Source organism: Kribbella sp. NPDC020701 (assembly GCF_055562215.1).
This window is the reverse complement of sequence record NZ_JBVHFT010000008.1, coordinates 32,583-51,737: the sequence shown is the minus strand read 5'-3', so window position 1 is coordinate 51,737 and position 19,155 is coordinate 32,583. Positions and strand designations below refer to the sequence as shown.

Here is a 19,155-nt window from a genome sequence, read left to right as displayed (position 1 = left end):
AGACCGAGGGAACCGGTACGCGGTCGGCGCCCGCAGTGGCCCCCCCCGGGGCTTGTCCGGAGCCACACCCCCCCCCTACGACCCCTCCTTTTCGCCGCCGCGGGCGGCGAACAGGCGGGCGTTTGTCACCAGATGCGGACGCGGTCCTCGGGCGCCAGCCACATGCCGTCGCCTTCGGTGGTGTTGTAGGTGGTGTGGAACTCGTCGATGTTCTTCACCACCGCGTTGCAGCGGAACTCCGGCGGTGAGTGCGGGTCGATCGCCAGCCGGCGCGCCGCCTCCTCCGGCCGGGTCTTGGTCGACCACGCATGCGCCCAGGACGCGAAGAACCGCTGGCTCCCGGTCAGCCCGTCGACCACGGGCGCCTCGGCACCGTCCAGGGACAGTTGGTACGCGACGTACGCGATCGACAGCCCGCCCAGGTCGCCGATGTTCTCGCCGAGTGTGAGCTTGCCGTTCACGTGCTGACCAGGTGCCTCGGCCGGCGAAAGAACGTCGTACTGCGCGACGAGTTTGTCGGTGCGCTGCTCGAAGGCGGCGCGGTCGTCGTCGGTCCACCAGTCGTTGAGGTTGCCGTCGCCGTCGTACCGCGAGCCCTGGTCGTCGAACCCGTGGCCGATCTCGTGCCCGATCACGGCCCCGATCGCGCCGTAGTTGACGGCGTCATCGGCGTCCAGGTCGAAGAACGGCGGCTGCAGGATGCCGGCCGGGAAGACGATCTCGTTCATCCGCGGGTTGTAGTACGCGTTGACGGTCTGCGGCGTCATCTTCCACTCGGTCCGGTCCACCGGCTGGCCGAGCTTGGCGAGGTCCCGCTCGGTCTCCACCGCGACCGAGCGGCGCACGTTGCCGAACAGATCGGCCGGGTCGATCGCGAGCGCCTCGTAGGACTTCCACTGGTCCGGGTAGCCGATCTTCGGCACGAACGTGCCCAGCTTGTCCAGCGCCCGCTGCCGGGTGTCCGGGCCCATCCAGTCCAGCGCGTCGATCCGCTGCCGGTACGCCTCGACGAGGTTCTGCACCAGCTCGACCATCCGGGCCTTGGCAGTCGGCGGGAAGTGCTCCGCGACATACAGCTTGCCGAGCGCCTCGCCCAACGCGGACTCGACCGACGCGACGCCGCGCTTCCACCGCTCGCGCAGCTCGGGCGCCCCGGTCAGCGTCTTGCCGTAGAAGGCGAAGTTCTCATCGACGAACGCCGTGCTCAGCAGCGGCGCCGCGCTGTGCACGATCCGCCAGCTCAGCCACTCTTTCCACTGGTCGAGCCCGACCTCCTGCAGGGCCGTGGCGGCCGCGGTGAAGAAGTCCGGCTCGCGAACGACGACCTGCTCGAAGGCACTCTCCGGTACGCCGGCGCCGACCAGCCAGCCCGACCAGTCGAAGCCGGGGGTCAGCTCGTCCAGCCCGGCCCGGTCGACCTTGTTGTAGGTCAGCTGGACGTCGCGGTTCTTGACCCGGTCCCAGTGCGCGCCGGCGACCTTGGTCTCCAGCTCCATGATCCGCTCGGCGGCACCGGACGGATCGGTCAGCCCGGCCAGCTCGAGCATCCGCGTGACATGCGCGACGTACGCCGTACGCACCTCGGCGAAGCTGTCCTCGCGGTAGTAGGACTCGTCCGGCAGGCTGAGGCCGCCCTGGGTCAGGTAGACGATGTTCTCGTCGGACTTCTTGGCGTCGGCGTCGACCCAGTAGTGGAAGACACCCGGCACACCCTGCAACTCGAGCTGACCGAGCACCGCTACCAGGCCGGCCAGATCCTCGATCCCCTGGACCAGGGCGAGCTGCTCGGCGATCGGCTCGGCTCCGAGCCGCTCGATCGCTTCGGAGTCCATGAAGCTGCTGTAGAGGTCGGCGATCTTGCGCGGCTCGCTGCCCTCGGGGTGCCCGGCCGCGACCGTCTTCTCGACGATCGTCCGGACGTCCTGCTCGGCCGTGTCCCAGAGTGCGTGGAAGGCGCCGTAGATGGCCTTGTCCGCCGGAATCTCATGCTCTTCCAGCCACGGCCCGTTGGCGTACCGATACAGGTCGTCCTGCGCCCGCACGGTCGCGGACAGACTCGAACTGTCGATCCCTGCTGTCATCCCTGACCCCTTGTTTCCCGTGTCCAATTGCTTGTCAGCGAACATACCCGGTTGCCGCGACCGCCGTTGTGAACTTTCCACAGGCCGGTGCCGTTCTCCTGGGCAAGACCACGGATCAGGAGGACCCGCCATGTCACACCTCGTCCGCCGGCTCGCCACGCTGATCAGCGTGCCCGCATTGATGCTGGGCCTGGTGAGCACCCCGGCTTCCGCCACCCACACCACGACCAAGTTCCCCACCCGGATCGAGCTACCGAACGGGTTCCAGCCGGAGGGCATCGCGATCGCCCGCGGTACGGCGTACTTCGGCTCCCGCGCGAACGGCGACATCTACGCCGCCGACCTCAAGACCGGCACCGGCGAGGTGATCAGCCAAGGCCCGGGCACCGGCTCGCTCGGCATGAAGGTGGACCGGTTCGGCCGGCTGTTCGTCGCTGGTGCGGCCGGTGGCAACGGACGGGTGATCGACACCCGGACCGGCACGATCCTCAAGAGCTACACCTTCACCACCACGACTCCGACGTTCGTGAACGACGTGATCCTCAGCAAGGACGCGGCCTGGTTCACCGACTCGCAACAGCCGGTCCTCTACAAGGTCGCGTTCGGCCGGCACGGCAAGCTGGCCGCGAAGGCTCGGACGATCCCGCTGAGCGGCGACTACCAGCACACCCCCGGGGCCACCAACGCGAACGGCATCTCGCTCACGCCGGACGGCCGCGCGTTGATCATCGTCCAGTCGTCAACCGGCTTCCTGTTCCGCGCCGACCCGCGCACCGGCGTGACCAAGCGGATCGACATCGGTAACGCGGTGATGACCAATGGCGACGGCCTGCTGCTGATCGGCCGCACCCTGTACGTCGTCCAGAACCGGCTGAACAACATCGCGGTCCTCACCTTGAACCGCGCCGGCACCACGGGCCAGGTGATCCGGGGCATCACCAGCCCGGACTTCGACGTACCGACGACCGCCGCAGCGTTCGGGAAGCGGCTCTACCTGCCGAACGCCCGCTTCACTACGCCACCGGCACCGACCACTCCGTACTGGGTCACCGCTGTCCCACGCTGAACCGTTCCCGACCGCGGATCGCTGTCCTACGGTCAGGGTGGGGAGGAAACATGAACATCCGTAGCATCGCAGCCGCACTCGGGCTGCCGGCCCTCCTGCTGGGCCTTGTGACCACGTCGGCGGCCGCCGCCGTCCCCACACCGGCATCGTCAACCGTCAAGCACTCCGTCGACGACGGCCAGTGCGACCAGATCCGGTTCCTGTCGGCGACGTCGGCGAACTCGGCCAAGTCGTCGAAGCCCACCGCGTTCCCGGCCCGGATCGAGCTGCCGAACGGGTTCCAGCCCGAAGGCATCGCGATCCGCGGCAGTACGGCGTACTTCGGCTCACTGGTGGACGGCGACATCTACGCCGCCAACCTGCGAACCGGCCGCGGCAAGGTGATCAGCCAAGGTCCTGGTACGCCGTCTGTCGGTCTGAAGGCGGACAACCGCGGCCGGCTGTGGATTGCCGGTGGGCCCACTGGGACGGGCCGGGTGGTCGACATCCGGACCGGCAAGATCCTCAAGAGCTACAGCTTGACCGGGGTCACGCCGACGTTCGTGAACGACGTGGTGCTGAGCAAGAACGCCGCCTGGTTCACCGACACCAGCCAACCGGCCATCTACCAGGTGCCGATCGGCCGCAACGGCAAGCTCCTGAAGACAACGCGGACCGTCCCGCTCACCGGTGACTATGTGCACGACCCGACCGGCTTCAACGGGAACGGCATCACGCTGACACCGGACGGCCGGGCGCTGATCATCGTCCAGTCGTCGACCGGGTTCCTGTTCAAGGTGAATCCGCGGACCGGCGTGACCAAGCGCGTCGACCTCGGTGCCACGCTGATGACCAGTGGCGACGGCATGCTGCTGATCGGGCGGACCTTGTACGTCGTCCAGAACTTCCTGAACCAGGTCGCGGTAGTGAAGCTCAACCGGACCGGCACCAAGGGCACTCTGGTCCGAACGATCACCGATCCCGGTTTCGACGTACCCACCACGGTGGCGGCGTTCGGGCGCCGGCTCTACCTGCCCAACGCCCGATTCAGCACCACACCGACCGCCACGACGCCCTACTGGGCCACAGCCGTCCGGCGCTGATCGTCAGGAGATCGTGCGGAGGTCGCCTCGGGCCGCAGCCTTGAGGCGGCTTCCGCAGGACAGGCGGACGGAGTAGCCGGCCGGGATGGAGAGCGGCTCGCCGGTCTGCGGATTGCGGCCGGTGCGGGGCGCGCGCAGCACGCGCTCGATGCTCAGCAGGCCGGTCAGCGAGACCTTGTCGCCCTTGTGCACGGCCTCGGTGACGACGTCGCCCAGCGCGTCGAGGACCTTCTCGGCCTGATTCCGCGGAATGCCCGCCTTCTGCGCCACCCCGGCGACCAGCTCGTTGCGGTTCACGGCTCTCCTCAGCTTCGGTATGAACCCTTTCGTTCGGCACCTTAACCAAAATGATTGTCGTTAGCGAGAAGCGTCCGCAGTTCGGTCAAACCGGGTGCGACGGGAACTTTGCCGAGCCGGTGACCGTCATCAGAGGCCGTCCTGGTCGTGCCAGTGGTTCTGCCAGCGCGCGTCGATCGCATCGTCGGCGCGCTGGTACCGGATGTCTGTCGACAGCCGCATCTGGTCCGACACGTTGTCCAGCGCGGCGTGGACGGTGTGCGCGGTGTGAATGACCACATCGCCGGCCGCGTAGTCGGTCACGAGCCAGTTGGCGTCGTACTCCTCGGCCAGGCTGGGCAGGTCGGCCGTGATGGACGCTGCGGGCCGTTTGAGCCGTCCAGCCGCCTCCTCTTCGAGCACTCGGTGGCGACTGCCCTCGAGGTAGGTCAGACCGCCTCTGCTGACCGGACAGTCGCCGAGCGGGATCCAGGCCGACAGGACCTGGTCACTTCCGCCTCTGAGGTAGAGCAGGTCGTAGTGTGCCTGAGTCGCCGTACCGATGCCGTTCTCGCCCGGCGCGGTCTGCCGGATGATCTTCCGCTTGTGCAGGAACGGCTCCCCACCGAGGAACCACTCGAACCAGCCCTTGAGCTGCGCACAGAAGGCGGCGTACTCCTCCCCCGGCACGATCTGCTCGAACAGCACCTTCCGGTACGACGCTCGGTCGCTAGCGGCACCAGTCACGCCGAAGTAGTACTCCCGGAACGCCCACACCACGTCAGGCGCCAGCAAACCCTTCAAAAACAGGTATCCATCCCGCTCCAGTCGCTCTCGCAGCAGGCCGCGATCCTCACGCCCCCACTCGGGAACCACCTCGAGCTCGCCAAGCCGCCGATCATCGAGCACGTATCCATTGGAAGTCAGCACGTCACTCATTCCAGCGTGCTTCCGCAGCGACCGGAATGGACATCCGAGGCCGACTTCTTGGACTCTGATTCGGTGGCGAACTGGTCGATCTACCTGACTCCTGGTGCTGCGGAGCAGCAACTTGGACTCTTCTGTCTCGGCGCCGGCGAGCAGGAGAACCCGCCCGGCCCGACACCGGAGCGAGCCCTGGGCTGCCATGCCCTGGTCTGGCTCAAGGAGGGCCGGGGCCATCTGCTGCACGGACCTGACCGCCAACTGCATGAGGTACGCGCGCCGGCGATGCTCTGGCTCTATCCCGGAGTACTGCACGGCTACCGGCCCACCACTCGCTGGCGGCAGGTGTGGACACTCTTCAGCGGTCCAGCAACCACTGCGCTCACAACACTCGGCCATCTGGACGCTGACCAACCAGTCCGGCGGTACGCCGACCCACGGCCGGTGGACCGGGCTTTCACTCGGCTCTTGCGCGTCAGCACCGCGCATAGCGCCGTACAGACCGTTGCTGCGTTGTATGACCTCATCGCTCGCGCCGCACCGGTGTCCGGCGATGAAGTGGCGGCACGGCTGGCAGAGCTTGCTTGTACGCCGCTCAGCGTTCAGGACTATGCCGCCGAGCTGGGACTCACCGTGAGGGAGTTGCGCGAGGCAGTGCGCCGTACGACGGGCTCGACGCCGCAGGAACTGGTCTTGACCACCAGACTCAACACTGCAAAGAGTTTGCTGGTCGAGGAGGAGCTATCGGTCGCCGCGGTCGCCCGGGAGGTCGGGTACGACGATCCGGCCTACTTCACCCGCTTGTTCACCGCGCGAGTAGGGGTTTCGCCGCGCGCGTTCCGGCGCTTTGGTTCGGTTTCGGGGCCGATTTCCTCCTTCTGAAGGAGGCGGGACCGACTTTCCGACGTGTAAAACCATTCAGTGGGGTGACGTGCGCGGACGCCGGACACCGATACGGTCGTGGGTATGAGTCAACCGCAGCCCATCGACCCGCGATACGCGAACCGGCCACCGCAGGCACGCCCGAAGAAGCGGCGGAACTGGTTCCTCCGGACCGTCGGACTGATCGTCCTGCTGTTCATCCTCATGCTGGTCGCCGTCCCCCTGTACGCGTGGAGCCGGATCGACAAGATCGACGCGATGCCGACCGGCGACCGCCCCGCCGAGACCCCTGGTACGACGTACCTGATGGTCGGATCGGACGCCCGAGAGGACCTCAGCCGGGCCGAGCGGGCGCGGCTGCACACCGGCGGGGACGCCGGACCGGCCAGGACCGACTCGATCATGCTGATGCACGTCCCCGACTCGGGGCCGACGGTGCTCATCAGTATTCCGCGCGACAGCGCGGTCGACATCCCGGGTGTGAAAGGCAAGCAGAAGATCAACGCGGCCTTCAACAAGGGGCCGGCGTTGCTGATCGAGACCATCGAGAACGTGACCGGACTGCGGATCGACCACTACGTCGAGGTCGGCTTCGGCGGCTTCGCCTCGGTCATCGACAGTGTCGGCGGCGTCAACATGTGCTTGCCCAAGGCAATGAAGGACAAGGACGCGCACATCGACCTGCCGGCCGGGTGCCAGGAGCTGAACGGCGTCACGGCGCTCGGGTACGTACGGTCCCGGCACGCCGACGGCAACAACGACTTCGGCCGGGTGGAGCGGCAGCGCGCCATGGTCGGCGCTGTGGCGAAGAAGGCCAGCTCGCCGTCGACGTTCCTCAACCCGATCCGCTACTACAACGTCGCCACCAAGGGTGTCGACGCGCTCACGGTGGACAAGGACATGGGCCTGTTCGACTTCATCCGCTTCGCCCGTGGCATGCGGGCCGTCTCCGGCAGCGGCGGCGTCACCCTGACCGTGCCAGTCAGCGACGACAACTACCAGTTGGGCAGCGGCCGCGGGGTCGCGGTGAAGTGGGACACCACCAAGGCGAAGGCCCTGTTCAACGCTCTCAAGTCCGACAACACCAGCGGCCTGAAGAGCAGTTGACCACCCCTGGTCCACGCGCAGGCGACGAGTTGGGAGGGTGTTCGGTGAAGCTCGAGGACTTGGCGGACTTGCGCTTCAGCTATGACGTGGTGGGATCGACCCGGTACGACGAGACGCCCGAGGGCTACCACCGACTCGAGCACCGGGCTCGCATCGGTGGGGGCAGTGAGGTGTTCGCGCGAGCCGGCGAGGCACTACTGAACTGGCGCATGCACCGCGCTGCCGGCGTACCGACGACCGCCACCGACACACCTCCGACGATCGGCACCAACACCCTCGGACGCCTGGGCGCCGGCATCCTGGTCGGCCGCCTCCGCACCCTCTCCCCACTAGGCGCTCTGGGCCTACCAGTCCCATGCCGCGTCGTCTGGACCGTCGACGAGCCGGACCGCGTCGGCTTCGCGTACGGCACCCTCGAAGGCCACCCCGCATCCGGCGAGGAGTCCTTCGTCGTCACCCGCGAGTCCGACGGCGTCTACTTCACCGTCCGCGCCTACAGCCGCCCCGCCACCTGGTACACCCACCTAGCCGGCCCCGCCACCCGCAAAGGCCAGCAGTACGCCGCCCGCCGCTACGTCAACGCACTCGAACGCCTGTCCACCCCATAGCAAAGGCCCCGCAAGCTCATACCTTTGCGGGGCCGGATCCTTTGTACCAGCCGCTTCAAACGCAGCAGATGACCAACACGCCAACACAATAAGACGATCAGCCAAGTCCTCAGCGTGAGGGACCAGGCGGCAACTCGCCCTGTGGTTGCAGTTGCAGTTGCGGTTGCAGTCGGTGTCAGCCCCACAGCGCTCGGCCCATACGGTCGGCGGCGTCTCGGGCGAGCCGGGAGGTCACATGGGCGTACCGCTTGGTCACCGTGATCGACGAGTGCGCGAGGATCTCCTGGACGACGCGAATGTCGACTCCCTGCTCGAGGAGGAGGGTGGCGGCGGTGTGCCGAGCGTCATGAAGCCGAGTGTGCGGAATCCCGGCATCGACCGGTAGCGACGGCCACGCACCCCAGTCATCGCGAGCATCAATCGGCCGGCCATCCGGGCGGCAGAAGACCAGGCCCCAGTCCTCCCATGCGCTGCCTGCCGCCAGACGTTCCGCGGCTTGCGCGGCCTTGTGCGCCTTGAGCAATGGGATCAAGGGTTCCGGGATCGCTGCGGGACGACTCTTACCACCTTTCGGCTCTCGAAACTCCCAGTTGCCGCCAACGCGGTCCGGGCAATAACGTGCGTGCCCGCTGCAATCGGGCCCGCAGGCATCGGTATGCCGAGTTCGCACGCACGCGGCCGGGTCCTCGCATCCGTGAGCAAATCGACGGCGCTTTAGTTGGTAGACGCGCAGTTGACCTTTCTCTGGATCGACGCACTTCCACCTCATTCCCAACGCCTCGCACTGGCGGAGCCCGAGCGCGAACGCTACGGACCAACGGGAACCATTGCGCGCTGAGTCCGCCTTGGCGAGGATGGCACGCGCATCCTCTTGCAATAGGGGCTCAATCTCAGTATCGCGATGACTCGGCGCATCAATCATCGTGGCGACATTGACACTCACGAGGTTCCGGCGAGTCGCCATCTTCAGAGCCCTGCTGATCATGCGGTGGTAATCGAGAACCGTCTTGGTGCTCAGCCCGGCCCGCCTCAGATCAACATAAGCGGCAGATCCGGACGTCCGGGTTAGCCGTCTATGAGCGACAGCACGGATCCCAGGATGCGGCGCCCCTCCGGCCGGTGGTTCTCCCGCTCGTTGACGTCGTACGCGTACTCCAGGTCACTGGCAGCCGTCGCAAGTAGCCCAGGTAGTGGTGCATTGGCGTTGTCCAGTGCGTTCGCTGCTTGTTCGGCCAGCCGCGACAGGTCGAGAAGGCTTGCGCGGCCCGCCTCGAAGTCGACCCACGCTTCCTTGAGAGGTGCGCATACCCGCCGGGCGTGGTCATCCATGCAGGAAGAGTACGGCCACGTCTGTCCATGAGCAGCTTCGTTACCTGTCTGCGACAGATCCGTGCTTGCTGTCGGATTCTCGGTCGCGAGAAATTCCGGCCGTCGTACATCAGCTGGTGACGTGTTGCGGATCTGTTGGGGGGTCACAAGTGGCCCCGGGTTCTCGTCGCGTTGGTGTCTAGCTACAGTTCGTACTTAAGTTGGTCCTGCAATTGGTCAACCAGTCCGGCGTATTCGACCCAGTTCTCGTGCTCGGCGTAGAAGTCCTCCAGTTCTGCCCCTGCCAGCCGCTGGATCAGTTCACCGGTGTAGTGGTCACGTGCAACCCATAGGTTGGGCGGTCCATCTGTCGAGTCGTCGTCGGCGTCGATGAACATGTCGAAGACGTAGACGTTGGTACGCCGGTACTCGGCGAGGCGCTCTTCAACCAGCGCCTCCCGGCGCCCGTACCACCGATGGTCATCTGAGATCGATTCATTCCCATTCGGCATGGCCAGATGCTATACACATCGGCGATCGGGCAGCACTAACAGCGGCTACTTGTTGAGGACGTTTTAGTCCCCGCTGAACAACAGGTAGCGGTGCGGGCCGCGGTCCGTCTCCTCCATGAGCCGGTCTAGCTCATCGAGCATGGCGACCTGATCCGGTATGAGGCGCTGAGTCCTGAGGTGCGTGACCTCCTGCAGCAGCAGTTGCTCGCACTGCCGACGATTGAAGACCGTGTCATCGTACGGATCCACGCCGTAGAGCAGTGGGGTCTCCCCAGGTGTCAGCAGATCATAGGGAGGCGTCCATGGCCGATTCGCCTCGGCAAGTCGCTCGCCCGGCGCAGCCCCAAATCCCCTGACCGACATGGTGATCGCCACGGGTCGATTGTGTCATCGCATCGGATCATCGAGTTGTCCGCTCATCGGCACGAGCGCGCGGATCGCGGCTATGAGCGCGCGGATCGCGGCAATTAAGTGCGTCTCGCGGACACGTGCGGGACACTGGGGCAATCCACTCAACCGGCGGCGCTGGGGCGCCCGAGGCTCTGCCAAACCGTCGCTAGGAAAGAGCGGCACGTGGAACGCCGCACGCGTGGTCTGCGATCGAGACCTCACATGTGCAGCGTCGGACCCAGCTCCACCCAATCGGCTCAGGTCATGCCCCGCCAGGTTCGGGACCTCCCTCTACGAGGCACGTGCGGGGGTTCATGTGTCGCAGTCAGTCAATGATGACGACATACTCCAAGCGCTGCGAGAGGCCCCGAATCTCCAGCACGGCCAGGTACTCGGCTGGAGGAAGCGGGTTGGTGCGTGGCCGTGAGACGCAGGGATCGTCTCGAGTCAGAGCCCGAACAGCCGGCGGCAAGGTTCGAAGCCGGTGATCTCGACTGGCGGTCGGTCTGTCCGGGCCAGCCAGTCCTCGCGGGTAAGCCGCAGGTGCACCATCACGTCGACGCCGTCGCCACGTCGCTGCCGCCGTTCCCCGTTCGGCAGGTAGCCAAGAGCGCTGGAGACACCCAGTGAGCCGTGATTGTCCTGCCACGCCGAGGTGATCGCGCACGCAGCCTCGAGCGGACCGAAGGCAAACGCCAGGACGGCATCGCGCATCTGCTTGCCGTACCCCTTGCCGCGGGCCTCGGGGACCAGCAGCGAGAAGCTGTCGACGGTCCGCAGCCGTGCGAAGTCGTCGCCCTCCAGCGCCTGCTCCCCGATCAGCTCACCGCCCCGAATCACCACGAAAGGCACCGCCCACGACTCCGGCCGCCAGCTGCCGAACGCCCGCCAGTAGCCCTGGAAGGTCGCCGCGCCGCGGCTGGCTCGCGGGTCGCCGAGATCGTACATCGGCAGCCTAGGGTCGATCTCGACGTCGACCGGCAGCACGTCGGCCAGCCGCATCTGGTCGACCTCGGTGGCGACTCGCAACTCAAGGTCGGGCGTCGTCAGTCGTAGGTCGAACAGGGGCCAGTATCGGTGGCTCACGACTGCGACCGTACGCGACACTTGCCGAGATCGCGCGCGCATATCCCGGCGCCTTCACCACACGGTTGCCATCGGTCGCCCGTGCGCCAGGATCGCGGCAGTTCCGTGACCGGCTGGCTCAAGACGCCAGTTAGCGAAGCTCGAACTCGAATCGTTCGCTCCAACCGAACGTGAGATCTTGGTCCGCCGCCTCGGCAAAGACCCCAACGATCTTGTCGAAGACTTCCTCGCCGAGCCGCGATCGACTGATGCTCGAGTCAAGCCAGACGATACGCACCGGCCTCGGTACGTCGGTCAGGAGACGATCCCGAAGTGCGGCGACATTTCGCCCGTAGTGCTCGCCAAACTCAAGTTGCCGCTCGAGAGTTCGGTGTACGTCGAGCTCCGTCCGAACCTCCGCGCCGCAAATCTGGATCTCGACCACGTGCAGACGATATGTCCTTGGTCGGATCAGAAGGATGCCGCGGCCGCACATCGGCTATGACCGCGCGATCAGCGGCAGATGAGGGCGTTGGATCCTGCCGGGCAGTGTCGCTGAGATGATCGCTGTATGGATTTGCGGCCGGAGGATGTCACCTCTGAGGTGCAGCGAGTCCTGGGATGTGACGGCGTGGTGGTCACGGGAGTGCGTGGACTGTGGCAGCCGCGGTTGGCGTCTACCCGGGGCGTGTATCGCGTGGACCTGGACGAAGTCAGCGGAGGTCCGAGTGCATTGGTGGTGAAGTTCGTCGACGGGTCATCACAGTGTTCCAACCTGCCTCGGGAAGCAGATCTGTATGCCAGCGCTGCGCTTCCGGCTGGGGGGAGCGGGCTCAGCTGTCCCAGGTTCTACGGCATCTCGGAAGGTCCTGGGGGTGGTGTTGGCATCTGGCTGGAACTGGTCGAAAGTAGTGCGGCTGCTGAATGGACAGCCGAGGCGTTTGCCCAGGTAGCAGAGCATCTTGGTCAGTTCACGGGATCGTGTCCGCCCGTGACCGTCACGGCGGCCAGGATGGTCCCGACGCGCGACTTGTGTGGCCGTCCTGATCTCATGGAGCGGAGCCTGGAATTGCTCGACCAGCACTCGAACGATCGGCTGGTCCGACAGGTCTACCCGGCCGATATCTCCCGCGGCCTGCATCAGCTGTGGGAGTGCCGCGAACCGATCGTAGCGGCTGCCGCGTCGGCACCCCGGGGTGTCTGTCATGGCGACGCCCAGCGCAACAACCTGCTGCCGCGATCGTCTCGCAGGACGACCGCGATCGACTGGGCGAACCTTGCAATCGCTCCGATTGGCCTGGACGCTGCGACACTCTTTCATTACGCCATCGCCTACTTTGACTTCGACGTGGAACAAGCTGACAGCTTGGACAAGGCGATCTTCGACGGCTACATCCGCGGTCTCGGCGCGATCGGAGAGGTACAGACTGCTGCGATACGCCTGACGTACTGCACACAGTTGGCGCTGGGGCTCGGACTGTTGGAGGTCGGGCCAGTGCTTCGAATGATCATCGATCATGATCGACGCGAAGCAGCGGAAAGGTTCTACCGGCGCCCGTTGCAGGAAGTCCTCACCCGGCGCCACAGCCTTGCCGCGCTGCTCCTGGAGCTCGGCCGCGAGGCACTATTCAACTCGAAACCAACCTCGATAGATCCTGCGCACGGAGTCCGGCAGGCAAAGCGTTCCTGACGAGGCACTGGGCGAACATGACGGCCAGGAGAGGGCGTCTTCACCGGAGAAGTGCGGTCCCAGACACCGTCATGCCAGCACCCCCAGCCTGCCCGACAAGATCGTCCGACCGTCCTGAACTCGGCTGATCCGTGCGTTGGCCGGCGTCCCAGGTGGTCGCCAGGCTGTCAGCGTGTCGGAGCAACGCACGGATCTGCCGATGATCGCGCTTCCGCCGACAAGCGTTCGCGGCACCAGTAGAGTCATTGCGTGGACCTGACGGAGGTTGATGAGGTCGCAGTCTCGCCCCAGAGCAAGGACCGGGTGCTGATCAGTTGGCGCCAGGCCAGCGGCTGGTCATCCTTCGCTTACGTTGACCAAGACTCCGGCTACGTCGACCCGGAGGATGTGCTCTGGTGGCTGCTCAGTCAGGGTGCTCAGCTTGAGTTAGTGCGTCCTGCCCTCGCGGCTGCCTACCCGGACTTCGATGTAGACGCCGATGTCGACCACGTAACGATGCCTGATCGCGCCGAAAAGCGGGCGAAGGACGAGCAGCGGAGACGTGACGCCCGTGCCGAGTTCAAGCGTGCGCGGCGCCAGCGCTGAACGTCCGGATCTGCCGCCGAGAGGTAAGCGCGGTCATGCCGTTGAGCGGGCGAGTGCTCATGACGTCCGAGCGGGCCAGATGTCGTACCCCATAGGCTGACGCCCGTGTCCGCGATTCAGAGCACAGACGACGACTTTCGAGTCTGCACGATATCGCTTGATGAACTGGCGGGTCTTCAAACTAGCGCGGAGCAGAACGGCTTTTCGACCCGCTGGACATCCGTCCAGGCGCTGCGACGTCAGGTTCTCGATGCGCCCATTCTGCTCATGACCTTTCTGCGCGAGGAGCGCTTCGAGGCGTTGCGCGCGTACCGGTGCCTCTTGCTGTTCGAGGCGATAGTCCCGAAGGCCGAGGCGGCCTTGACCACTTTCGACATCGCCGCGGAGCGACTGGCAGAACTTCCCAGACTCGACCGCGACGCCGACGTGCGTGCCGCGTTGGCTCACCTTATTGGGATTGCATACCGGGCGCACGACGTCGTGCCCAAGGGCTAGAGCCCGCCACCGGCGATGCGCGCGTGCGGAATCGGCGCACCTGAGCGGAACCGTCCGGATCTGCCGCCGATAGTGAAGCGCGACCATGCCGATAAGCGGTCAGTGCGCTGGCGATGCGCCTATCCTCATCCGGGTGAAGGAAGGGGCGGTCTGATGAGCCAGTACTACCGGGCTGGTGACATCATGCTTTGGAACCCGTCATCGGGGGTCTCCCGAGTGTTTCTCGGCCAGGTGCGCCTCTTCGAGGATGAACTGTCGCAGGCATCCGGCGTAGGCACGATGGAGGCCGACGAGTGCCAAGTCGAGCTCGAGCAGTTCAGAACGTTCGCCCAGGCACTCCTCACCTACGGCGGAGCCTCGAATCACCCAATTCTCCACGCCTTGACGGACGGGTTCGTCATCACGGTCCTTGCACTTGCCGAGCGGGCTGGTACCGAGGTCCGGCCATCCCGCTTCGACGGCCGTAAACACGACATCCAGGTTGGCAGCGGACAAGGACCCTCAGTCGAAACCGAGGACGAACTGCGCCAGCGGGCGCATGCCATGCTGCGCTTCATGCCGCGCTAGGCAGCAACCGCACTATCATGCCGCGAAGGGTGAAAGCTCGATACTGCCGATGAGCGCACGCTCAGCGAGGCCTGCGTCCGAAGAGTCTCGCCCACAGCCCGCGGGGCCGTTCCGATCGGGGCGCACGGTCAGCCGGTTCAGAGGCGGCGTGCCTATGGATAACCGATGTGTGGATGCGGTCGAGCGTCCGGGCTGCGCCATACTCACCTTCGCCCAGGAATGGGGCTTCGGATTGAGGGTCGTATGCGGTGAGTCCGGTCACTTGCTCGATCGCCGCGGCGACTTCATGGAGGATGCCTACGAGCCGCTCGGCGTCGGGCCCCGTGTACCAATACGGAACCGTCAGGCTAAGTTCGCCCGGAACCATCGAGATCTGGATACCCGTCGCATCAGCGTTGAGTTGGCGGCTGGTCGACACCGCGAACTCGCTGGCGTCGGGCAAGACTGGTCCCACAGCAGCCTTGACTCGATCCCAGGCCGCGACTGTTTCATCGTCCAAGGGCACGTTTTCCGAGTCGTCGCCCTCAAGTTGCGACATGTCGTCTTCCCAGGACTGCCCAGGCTGACGCGTGAGGAAGTACAGGTCGTAGCTCACACGGGGAGGCTAGTGGATCCCCGAACTCATCTGCCGCTGTCAGGGCGAACCAACATGCCGATGAGCGCGCTTTGCCGTCCTGCCGATCTCAGAGCATCGCGCGTCGTGCAGGATGTTCGCCATGGGCGTGCTGTTCGACTACTTCGCAGCTGCATCCGATGAGGAAGCGGCGACCGTCATTGATCGTGTTGGTGGCCCCGGGTCCCAGGCGACGATGGTTACTCCCCCTGAAAGGCGCCAGCGCGGGATATTCCGGCGCAAGCACACCGCGCCAGAGCCCGCGCTCGGCACAGATCCCGACCTCGTCGTTCACGACACCCTTTCGGTCAAGGGCATTGACCCCGTCGTGCAACTCGGAACGCTCGAGGAACTACTCACGGGGCGGCCATACGACGAGGTGGTCGACGATCCTCGAAGCGGTCACAACCTCGCAATGCGCGACGGGGGTGAGCGCCTCGTGGTCACACTGACTGACTCCCTGACCGCGGCCCTCGCCGAGGCCAGCGACGAGACCTTGGAGCGAGTGGCCAGACCTTGGTCTGAAACGGAAGAGTTCTGGAGCGCGGCCGACCCAACTGACCTCGCGGAGTTCCTGAAGGAGTTGGCCGGACTTGCCCAGCGAGCGCGGGCTGGCGATCAGAACCTCTACTGCTGGATCTGTGTCTAGCCACTGAGGCGCCCGCTTTGCCGCCGAGGGTGAAAGGTCCGGAACTGCCGCGATCCGTGCTCCAGACTGTCGCAGATCACCTGGCGGATGAGTGTCGCGCATCACCCGACGGAGGACAGGGCCAGCCTCTCATCCGCCTGACAAGTTTCTCTACGTCTTCAAGTTTCTCTACGTCTTCAAGACAGGCCCCTTCAGGGCCCGAAAGCGCGCCGCCACCACAGGGCGGGACGCCAGCCCGCCACTCCGCTTCGCTGCGTTCTGGGCGCGTCCCTTGGCTTGGCGCGCACGCGCCAACAGGGTGCCGGGTCGAAGACAGCACAACTCGCCATCAACGCTCGACACCCTGCCAGATGCACCGCTCGCCAGAACGGCCGGCCACCGCTTCCGACCAGGTTGCCCACACCGCCGCCTGACTGTGGTTGCCGCATCGCCCCGCTAGCAATCATGGGAGAGACGGTCCAGCACGGCACGCGTCAAGGGCGCCTACGGCGTCCCTGCGGGATCTTCGACCCCTTGACCCGTGCCGCACCGGACCTGAGGTTGGCAGCTATCGGGGCGATGCGACAGCCGTGCCCGCACTTGACACGTAACCGTCAACGCCTCAAATTGGCTGAGCTAGTGTCACCCACGACAGACGCCTCGACGGGCCGCCTCCTGTGTAGCCTTGGTCGGCCATACGTCGATCGGTCGCAGATAGCTGGGGGCGAACCAGTCCTCGACCGAACGGCCGGCACGATGATCCGGCACATAGACCACGCGGGCGGCCCAGTCGCCGCCGTTGGTACGACGCCACTCCAGAATCAGACCTGGACACGGTCCCCGCTCGCGCGCCGTACGCAGGACCCAGCAGTGGCGAGTAGCCAAGTTCGGGGGTGGCTCCCGAGAGTACCGACGATTGCTCCCCATGATGAGAACTATAGAACAGATGTTCCCTTAAGCCTCTGTAACGATGTCTTTGATGTAGTCGACGCGGCTACTTGGCGCTTAGCTGGCGTGTCGGATTGTCGTTATCTGGAGTGCCGTCGACGCTCCACCTCAGGGCTTGCGTGGCGGGATGGCGTGCCGGTGGCGAGAGGGCAAGAGGTCTCGATCGCGACCTGCATCGTGCCGCCGAGGTGGACTCCGGCGATCTCCAACAGCTCGAGTATCACGACAGCCGGATCGTCTCGTGATCTCCGACCGCTCGTGCGTCGGAGCTGTCGATGGTGTCTGCGAGACTCGCGCCGTGGATTGGACTTCTAACCTTCGAGTTTACGACGGCGCCCTCCGCTGGGTGGGCCAACTGATCGCGGCTACGCCGCTGCATTCGCTGGAGTGTTCGACGCCCTGCGACGATTTCGACGTCCGCGCGCTGATCGGTCATCTGATCGGGACGGCGAAGAGATCTCTCGGCACCGCACAACGGCGGTCGACCAAGGAAATCCCCCACGTGGTCGTGGATGTCGCCGACGCAGACCTAGCAGATCAGTACCTACGGTTGAGCCAGCTGATCACGGCCGCTTGGACAGGGACCACGGCGGTGACCGAGGTTTCCGCGCCATGGGGGCCGTGTTCAGCCCAGGACGCGGTCCGCGGGTTCACCATTGAAACACTGGTCCACGGCTGGGATCTCGCCGTAGCCACAGATCGACCTGCTGAAGCCCCGGAGGGACTCGCAGCCGCGGTCTTGCCTCACGTCGACACCGTCATCCCGGCCGGCACCCGGGCTCGAATGTATGCAGCGGTCGTCAGCCCAGCCCAGGACGCTGACACAACCGAACAACTGGCCGCCCTTCTCGGCCGCCGTCGATAATCTGCGCGCCGAACCCGATGCGACCGCGCCAGTCACGTCAGGTTCCACGGTCGCCGCGACCCCGCCGGCCCCCCTTCACAGACACCGTCCACGACGCAACCTCCCAGGTCACGCCCCGAGAGTCATCTTCGGAGCCTCAGGGAACCTATGTTCGATAGAAAGTCGACTCCTACATGTCAACCCAACCCTGTGGATAGCCAGCTCGGCGCACACTCGATCGGTGCCAAACTGAGGAACAGGTCCGGCGGGGCCACCGATCCAGACCCTGGCCCGAGCCACAACGAGCAACGGGAGGACAGGCGTCGGCAGGCGACCGGACCGTCTATGACGTGGTTGCAATGCCGGTTGCAGTACGCCGCTGTTCGCGATCGCTCAATCACCCTTAAAACAAGGAGTCTGCGAACTGACGTGGACGCGACCGGACCCGGGATGGCCAAGCTCATACCTTTGCGGGGCCGCGTCCTTTTACCCCGCGTGACAAAACGCGGGTCTGACCGACACGCGAACAGCAGGGGACAACCCGGGGTGCATGGTGGGCCGTTGGGCTGGGATGCTTTGGTGGGTGAGCCCTAAGACGTTGACGGATCTGGTGGCCCGGGACTGGGCGGAAGCGTTGGCACCGGTCGAGGACACGGTGGCGAAGATGGGGGAGTTCCTGCGCGGGGAGATCGCGGCCGGGCGGCCGTATCTGCCGGCTGGGGAGAACGTGCTGCGCGCGTTCAAGAGTCCGCTCGAACAGGTGAAGGTGCTGATCGTCGGCCAGGATCCGTACCCGACGCCGGGGCATCCGGTCGGGCTCAGCTTCTCGGTGGCGCCCGATGTGCGGCCGATTCCGCGGAGTCTGGCCAACATCTATCGCGAACTGATGGCGGACGTCGGCGTACCGGCTCCGTCGAACGGCGACCTGACGCCATGGGCCGAGCAGGGTGTGCTGATGCTCAACAGAGTGCTGACCGTGCAGCCGGGCAAGTCGGGCGCGCACCGCGGCAAGGGCTGGGAGACGGTCACCGAGCAGGCCATCCACGCGCTGGTGAACCGCGGCGGCCCACTGGTCGCGATCCTCTGGGGCCGCGACGCCCAGACCCTCAAGCCGATGCTCGGCAGTACGCCGTACGTCGAAAGCGCGCACCCGAGCCCGATGTCCGCCGACCGCGGCTTCTTCGGCTCCCGCCCGTTCAGCCGCGTCAACGCCCTCTTGGTCGAACAAGGCGCCACCCCGATCGACTGGCGCCTGCCGTAGCTGAGCGACATACCGGTGGCCTGAGTCGCCTGAAGAGACACGCCGTCGGCAGGGCACTGCGGGCTGGCACAGGTACCGGTTGGCTTGAACAAGTTACTTCTTGTCTCAGCACCCCAGAAGGTGCCCCACCCCCCGAGAGCCGTCGGTCCGCGCACCACGACCCGGGTACCGAAGGACGCAGCTCCCACGCTGAGGCGCATGGCACTCCAGGACTGCTTGCCGC

At 65.7% G+C, this 19,155-nt stretch carries 22 protein-coding genes; 12 read left to right on the top strand and 10 right to left on the bottom strand.

What is annotated here, in order from left to right:
• Positions 1–125: 125 nt before the first annotated feature.
• Positions 126–2,081: a M13 family metallopeptidase gene (locus ACZ3HV_RS20190; protein WP_465686428.1), complete on the bottom strand. Its 1,956-nt coding sequence runs from the start codon at positions 2,079–2,081 to the stop codon at positions 126–128.
• Between the two features lie 130 nt (positions 2,082–2,211).
• On the opposite strand from ACZ3HV_RS20190, the gene ACZ3HV_RS20185 reads away from it, so the two are divergent.
• Positions 2,212–3,147: an SMP-30/gluconolactonase/LRE family protein gene (locus ACZ3HV_RS20185; protein ID WP_465686425.1), complete on the top strand. Its 936-nt coding sequence runs from the start codon at positions 2,212–2,214 to the stop codon at positions 3,145–3,147.
• A gap of 50 nt (positions 3,148–3,197) precedes the next feature.
• Complete coding sequence (locus tag ACZ3HV_RS20180; RefSeq protein ID WP_465686423.1) at positions 3,198–4,229, top strand: SMP-30/gluconolactonase/LRE family protein; 1,032 nt, start codon at positions 3,198–3,200, stop codon at positions 4,227–4,229.
• 3 nt (positions 4,230–4,232) lie between these two features.
• Here the strand turns inward: ACZ3HV_RS20180 and ACZ3HV_RS20175 are convergent, their stop codons facing one another.
• Both ACZ3HV_RS20175 and ACZ3HV_RS20170 read right to left on the bottom strand, forming a co-directional pair.
• Entirely contained in the window at positions 4,233–4,526 is a 294-nt protein-coding gene (locus ACZ3HV_RS20175; protein ID WP_360362924.1) for an HU family DNA-binding protein, read from the bottom strand.
• A 129-nt stretch (positions 4,527–4,655) separates the two neighbouring features.
• Positions 4,656–5,444 carry a phytanoyl-CoA dioxygenase family protein gene (locus tag ACZ3HV_RS20170; RefSeq protein WP_465686420.1) on the bottom strand — a complete coding sequence of 263 codons (789 nt, stop codon included), beginning with the start codon at positions 5,442–5,444 and terminating at the stop codon, positions 4,656–4,658.
• 63 nt (positions 5,445–5,507) lie between these two features.
• Between ACZ3HV_RS20170 and ACZ3HV_RS20165 the strand changes: the two genes are divergently transcribed.
• From ACZ3HV_RS20165 to ACZ3HV_RS20155, 3 genes are all read left to right on the top strand, one after another.
• A complete protein-coding gene (locus ACZ3HV_RS20165; RefSeq protein ID WP_465686418.1) occupies positions 5,508–6,311 on the top strand; it encodes a helix-turn-helix domain-containing protein in 804 nt (267 codons plus the stop codon).
• Between the two features lie 84 nt (positions 6,312–6,395).
• Positions 6,396–7,418 (top strand): LCP family protein, encoded by a 1,023-nt coding sequence (locus tag ACZ3HV_RS20160; RefSeq protein ID WP_465686416.1) that lies wholly within the window; start codon positions 6,396–6,398, stop codon positions 7,416–7,418.
• Positions 7,419–7,462: 44 nt separating this feature from the next.
• A complete protein-coding gene (locus tag ACZ3HV_RS20155) occupies positions 7,463–8,026 on the top strand; it encodes a DUF1990 family protein (RefSeq protein WP_465686414.1) in 564 nt (187 codons plus the stop codon).
• Positions 8,027–8,201: 175 nt separating this feature from the next.
• Here the strand turns inward: ACZ3HV_RS20155 and ACZ3HV_RS20150 are convergent, their stop codons facing one another.
• The 6 genes from ACZ3HV_RS20150 to ACZ3HV_RS20125 all read right to left on the bottom strand — a co-directional run bounded on the left by ACZ3HV_RS20150 (position 8,202) and on the right by ACZ3HV_RS20125 (position 11,746).
• The gene (locus tag ACZ3HV_RS20150; protein WP_465686808.1) at positions 8,202–8,795 is read right to left on the bottom strand and encodes a tyrosine-type recombinase/integrase; all 594 of its coding nucleotides are present in this window, start codon (positions 8,793–8,795) and stop codon (positions 8,202–8,204) included.
• Positions 8,796–9,091: 296 nt separating this feature from the next.
• Positions 9,092–9,355: a hypothetical protein gene (locus ACZ3HV_RS20145; RefSeq protein ID WP_465686412.1), complete on the bottom strand. Its 264-nt coding sequence runs from the start codon at positions 9,353–9,355 to the stop codon at positions 9,092–9,094.
• Positions 9,356–9,537: 182 nt separating this feature from the next.
• Positions 9,538–9,846 carry a hypothetical protein gene (locus tag ACZ3HV_RS20140; RefSeq protein ID WP_465686410.1) on the bottom strand — a complete coding sequence of 103 codons (309 nt, stop codon included), beginning with the start codon at positions 9,844–9,846 and terminating at the stop codon, positions 9,538–9,540.
• Positions 9,847–9,909: 63 nt separating this feature from the next.
• On the bottom strand, positions 9,910–10,221 hold the full coding sequence (locus tag ACZ3HV_RS20135) for a hypothetical protein (protein ID WP_465686408.1): 312 nt from the start codon (positions 10,219–10,221) through the stop codon (positions 9,910–9,912).
• A gap of 462 nt (positions 10,222–10,683) precedes the next feature.
• Positions 10,684–11,322: a GNAT family N-acetyltransferase gene (locus tag ACZ3HV_RS20130; RefSeq protein ID WP_465686406.1), complete on the bottom strand. Its 639-nt coding sequence runs from the start codon at positions 11,320–11,322 to the stop codon at positions 10,684–10,686.
• A 130-nt stretch (positions 11,323–11,452) separates the two neighbouring features.
• On the bottom strand, positions 11,453–11,746 hold the full coding sequence (locus ACZ3HV_RS20125; RefSeq protein ID WP_465686403.1) for a barstar family protein: 294 nt from the start codon (positions 11,744–11,746) through the stop codon (positions 11,453–11,455).
• A 252-nt stretch (positions 11,747–11,998) separates the two neighbouring features.
• Between ACZ3HV_RS20125 and ACZ3HV_RS20120 the strand changes: the two genes are divergently transcribed.
• The 4 genes from ACZ3HV_RS20120 (at position 11,999) to ACZ3HV_RS20105 (ending at position 14,638) form a co-directional block, all read left to right on the top strand.
• Positions 11,999–12,991, top strand: coding sequence for a phosphotransferase (locus ACZ3HV_RS20120; RefSeq protein ID WP_465686401.1), 993 nt, complete (start codon positions 11,999–12,001; stop codon positions 12,989–12,991).
• Positions 12,992–13,240: 249 nt separating this feature from the next.
• Complete coding sequence (locus ACZ3HV_RS20115) at positions 13,241–13,576, top strand: hypothetical protein (RefSeq protein WP_465686398.1); 336 nt, start codon at positions 13,241–13,243, stop codon at positions 13,574–13,576.
• Positions 13,577–13,681: 105 nt separating this feature from the next.
• Positions 13,682–14,071 (top strand): hypothetical protein, encoded by a 390-nt coding sequence (locus tag ACZ3HV_RS20110; RefSeq protein WP_465686396.1) that lies wholly within the window; start codon positions 13,682–13,684, stop codon positions 14,069–14,071.
• 153 nt (positions 14,072–14,224) lie between these two features.
• A complete protein-coding gene (locus ACZ3HV_RS20105) occupies positions 14,225–14,638 on the top strand; it encodes a DUF6086 family protein (protein WP_465686394.1) in 414 nt (137 codons plus the stop codon).
• A gap of 61 nt (positions 14,639–14,699) precedes the next feature.
• Here ACZ3HV_RS20105 and ACZ3HV_RS20100 read toward each other — a convergent pair whose 3' ends face one another.
• Complete coding sequence (locus ACZ3HV_RS20100; RefSeq protein WP_465686391.1) at positions 14,700–15,233, bottom strand: hypothetical protein; 534 nt, start codon at positions 15,231–15,233, stop codon at positions 14,700–14,702.
• A gap of 121 nt (positions 15,234–15,354) precedes the next feature.
• Here ACZ3HV_RS20100 and ACZ3HV_RS20095 point away from each other — a divergent pair, with 121 nt between their 5' ends.
• From ACZ3HV_RS20095 to ACZ3HV_RS20085, 3 genes are all read left to right on the top strand, one after another.
• Positions 15,355–15,900, top strand: coding sequence for a hypothetical protein (locus ACZ3HV_RS20095; protein ID WP_465686389.1), 546 nt, complete (start codon positions 15,355–15,357; stop codon positions 15,898–15,900).
• Positions 15,901–17,125: 1,225 nt separating this feature from the next.
• A complete protein-coding gene (locus ACZ3HV_RS20090; RefSeq protein WP_465686387.1) occupies positions 17,126–17,692 on the top strand; it encodes a TIGR03086 family metal-binding protein in 567 nt (188 codons plus the stop codon).
• A gap of 562 nt (positions 17,693–18,254) precedes the next feature.
• Positions 18,255–18,932 (top strand): uracil-DNA glycosylase, encoded by a 678-nt coding sequence (locus ACZ3HV_RS20085; RefSeq protein WP_360362908.1) that lies wholly within the window; start codon positions 18,255–18,257, stop codon positions 18,930–18,932.
• The last annotated feature ends 223 nt before the right edge of the window (positions 18,933–19,155 follow it).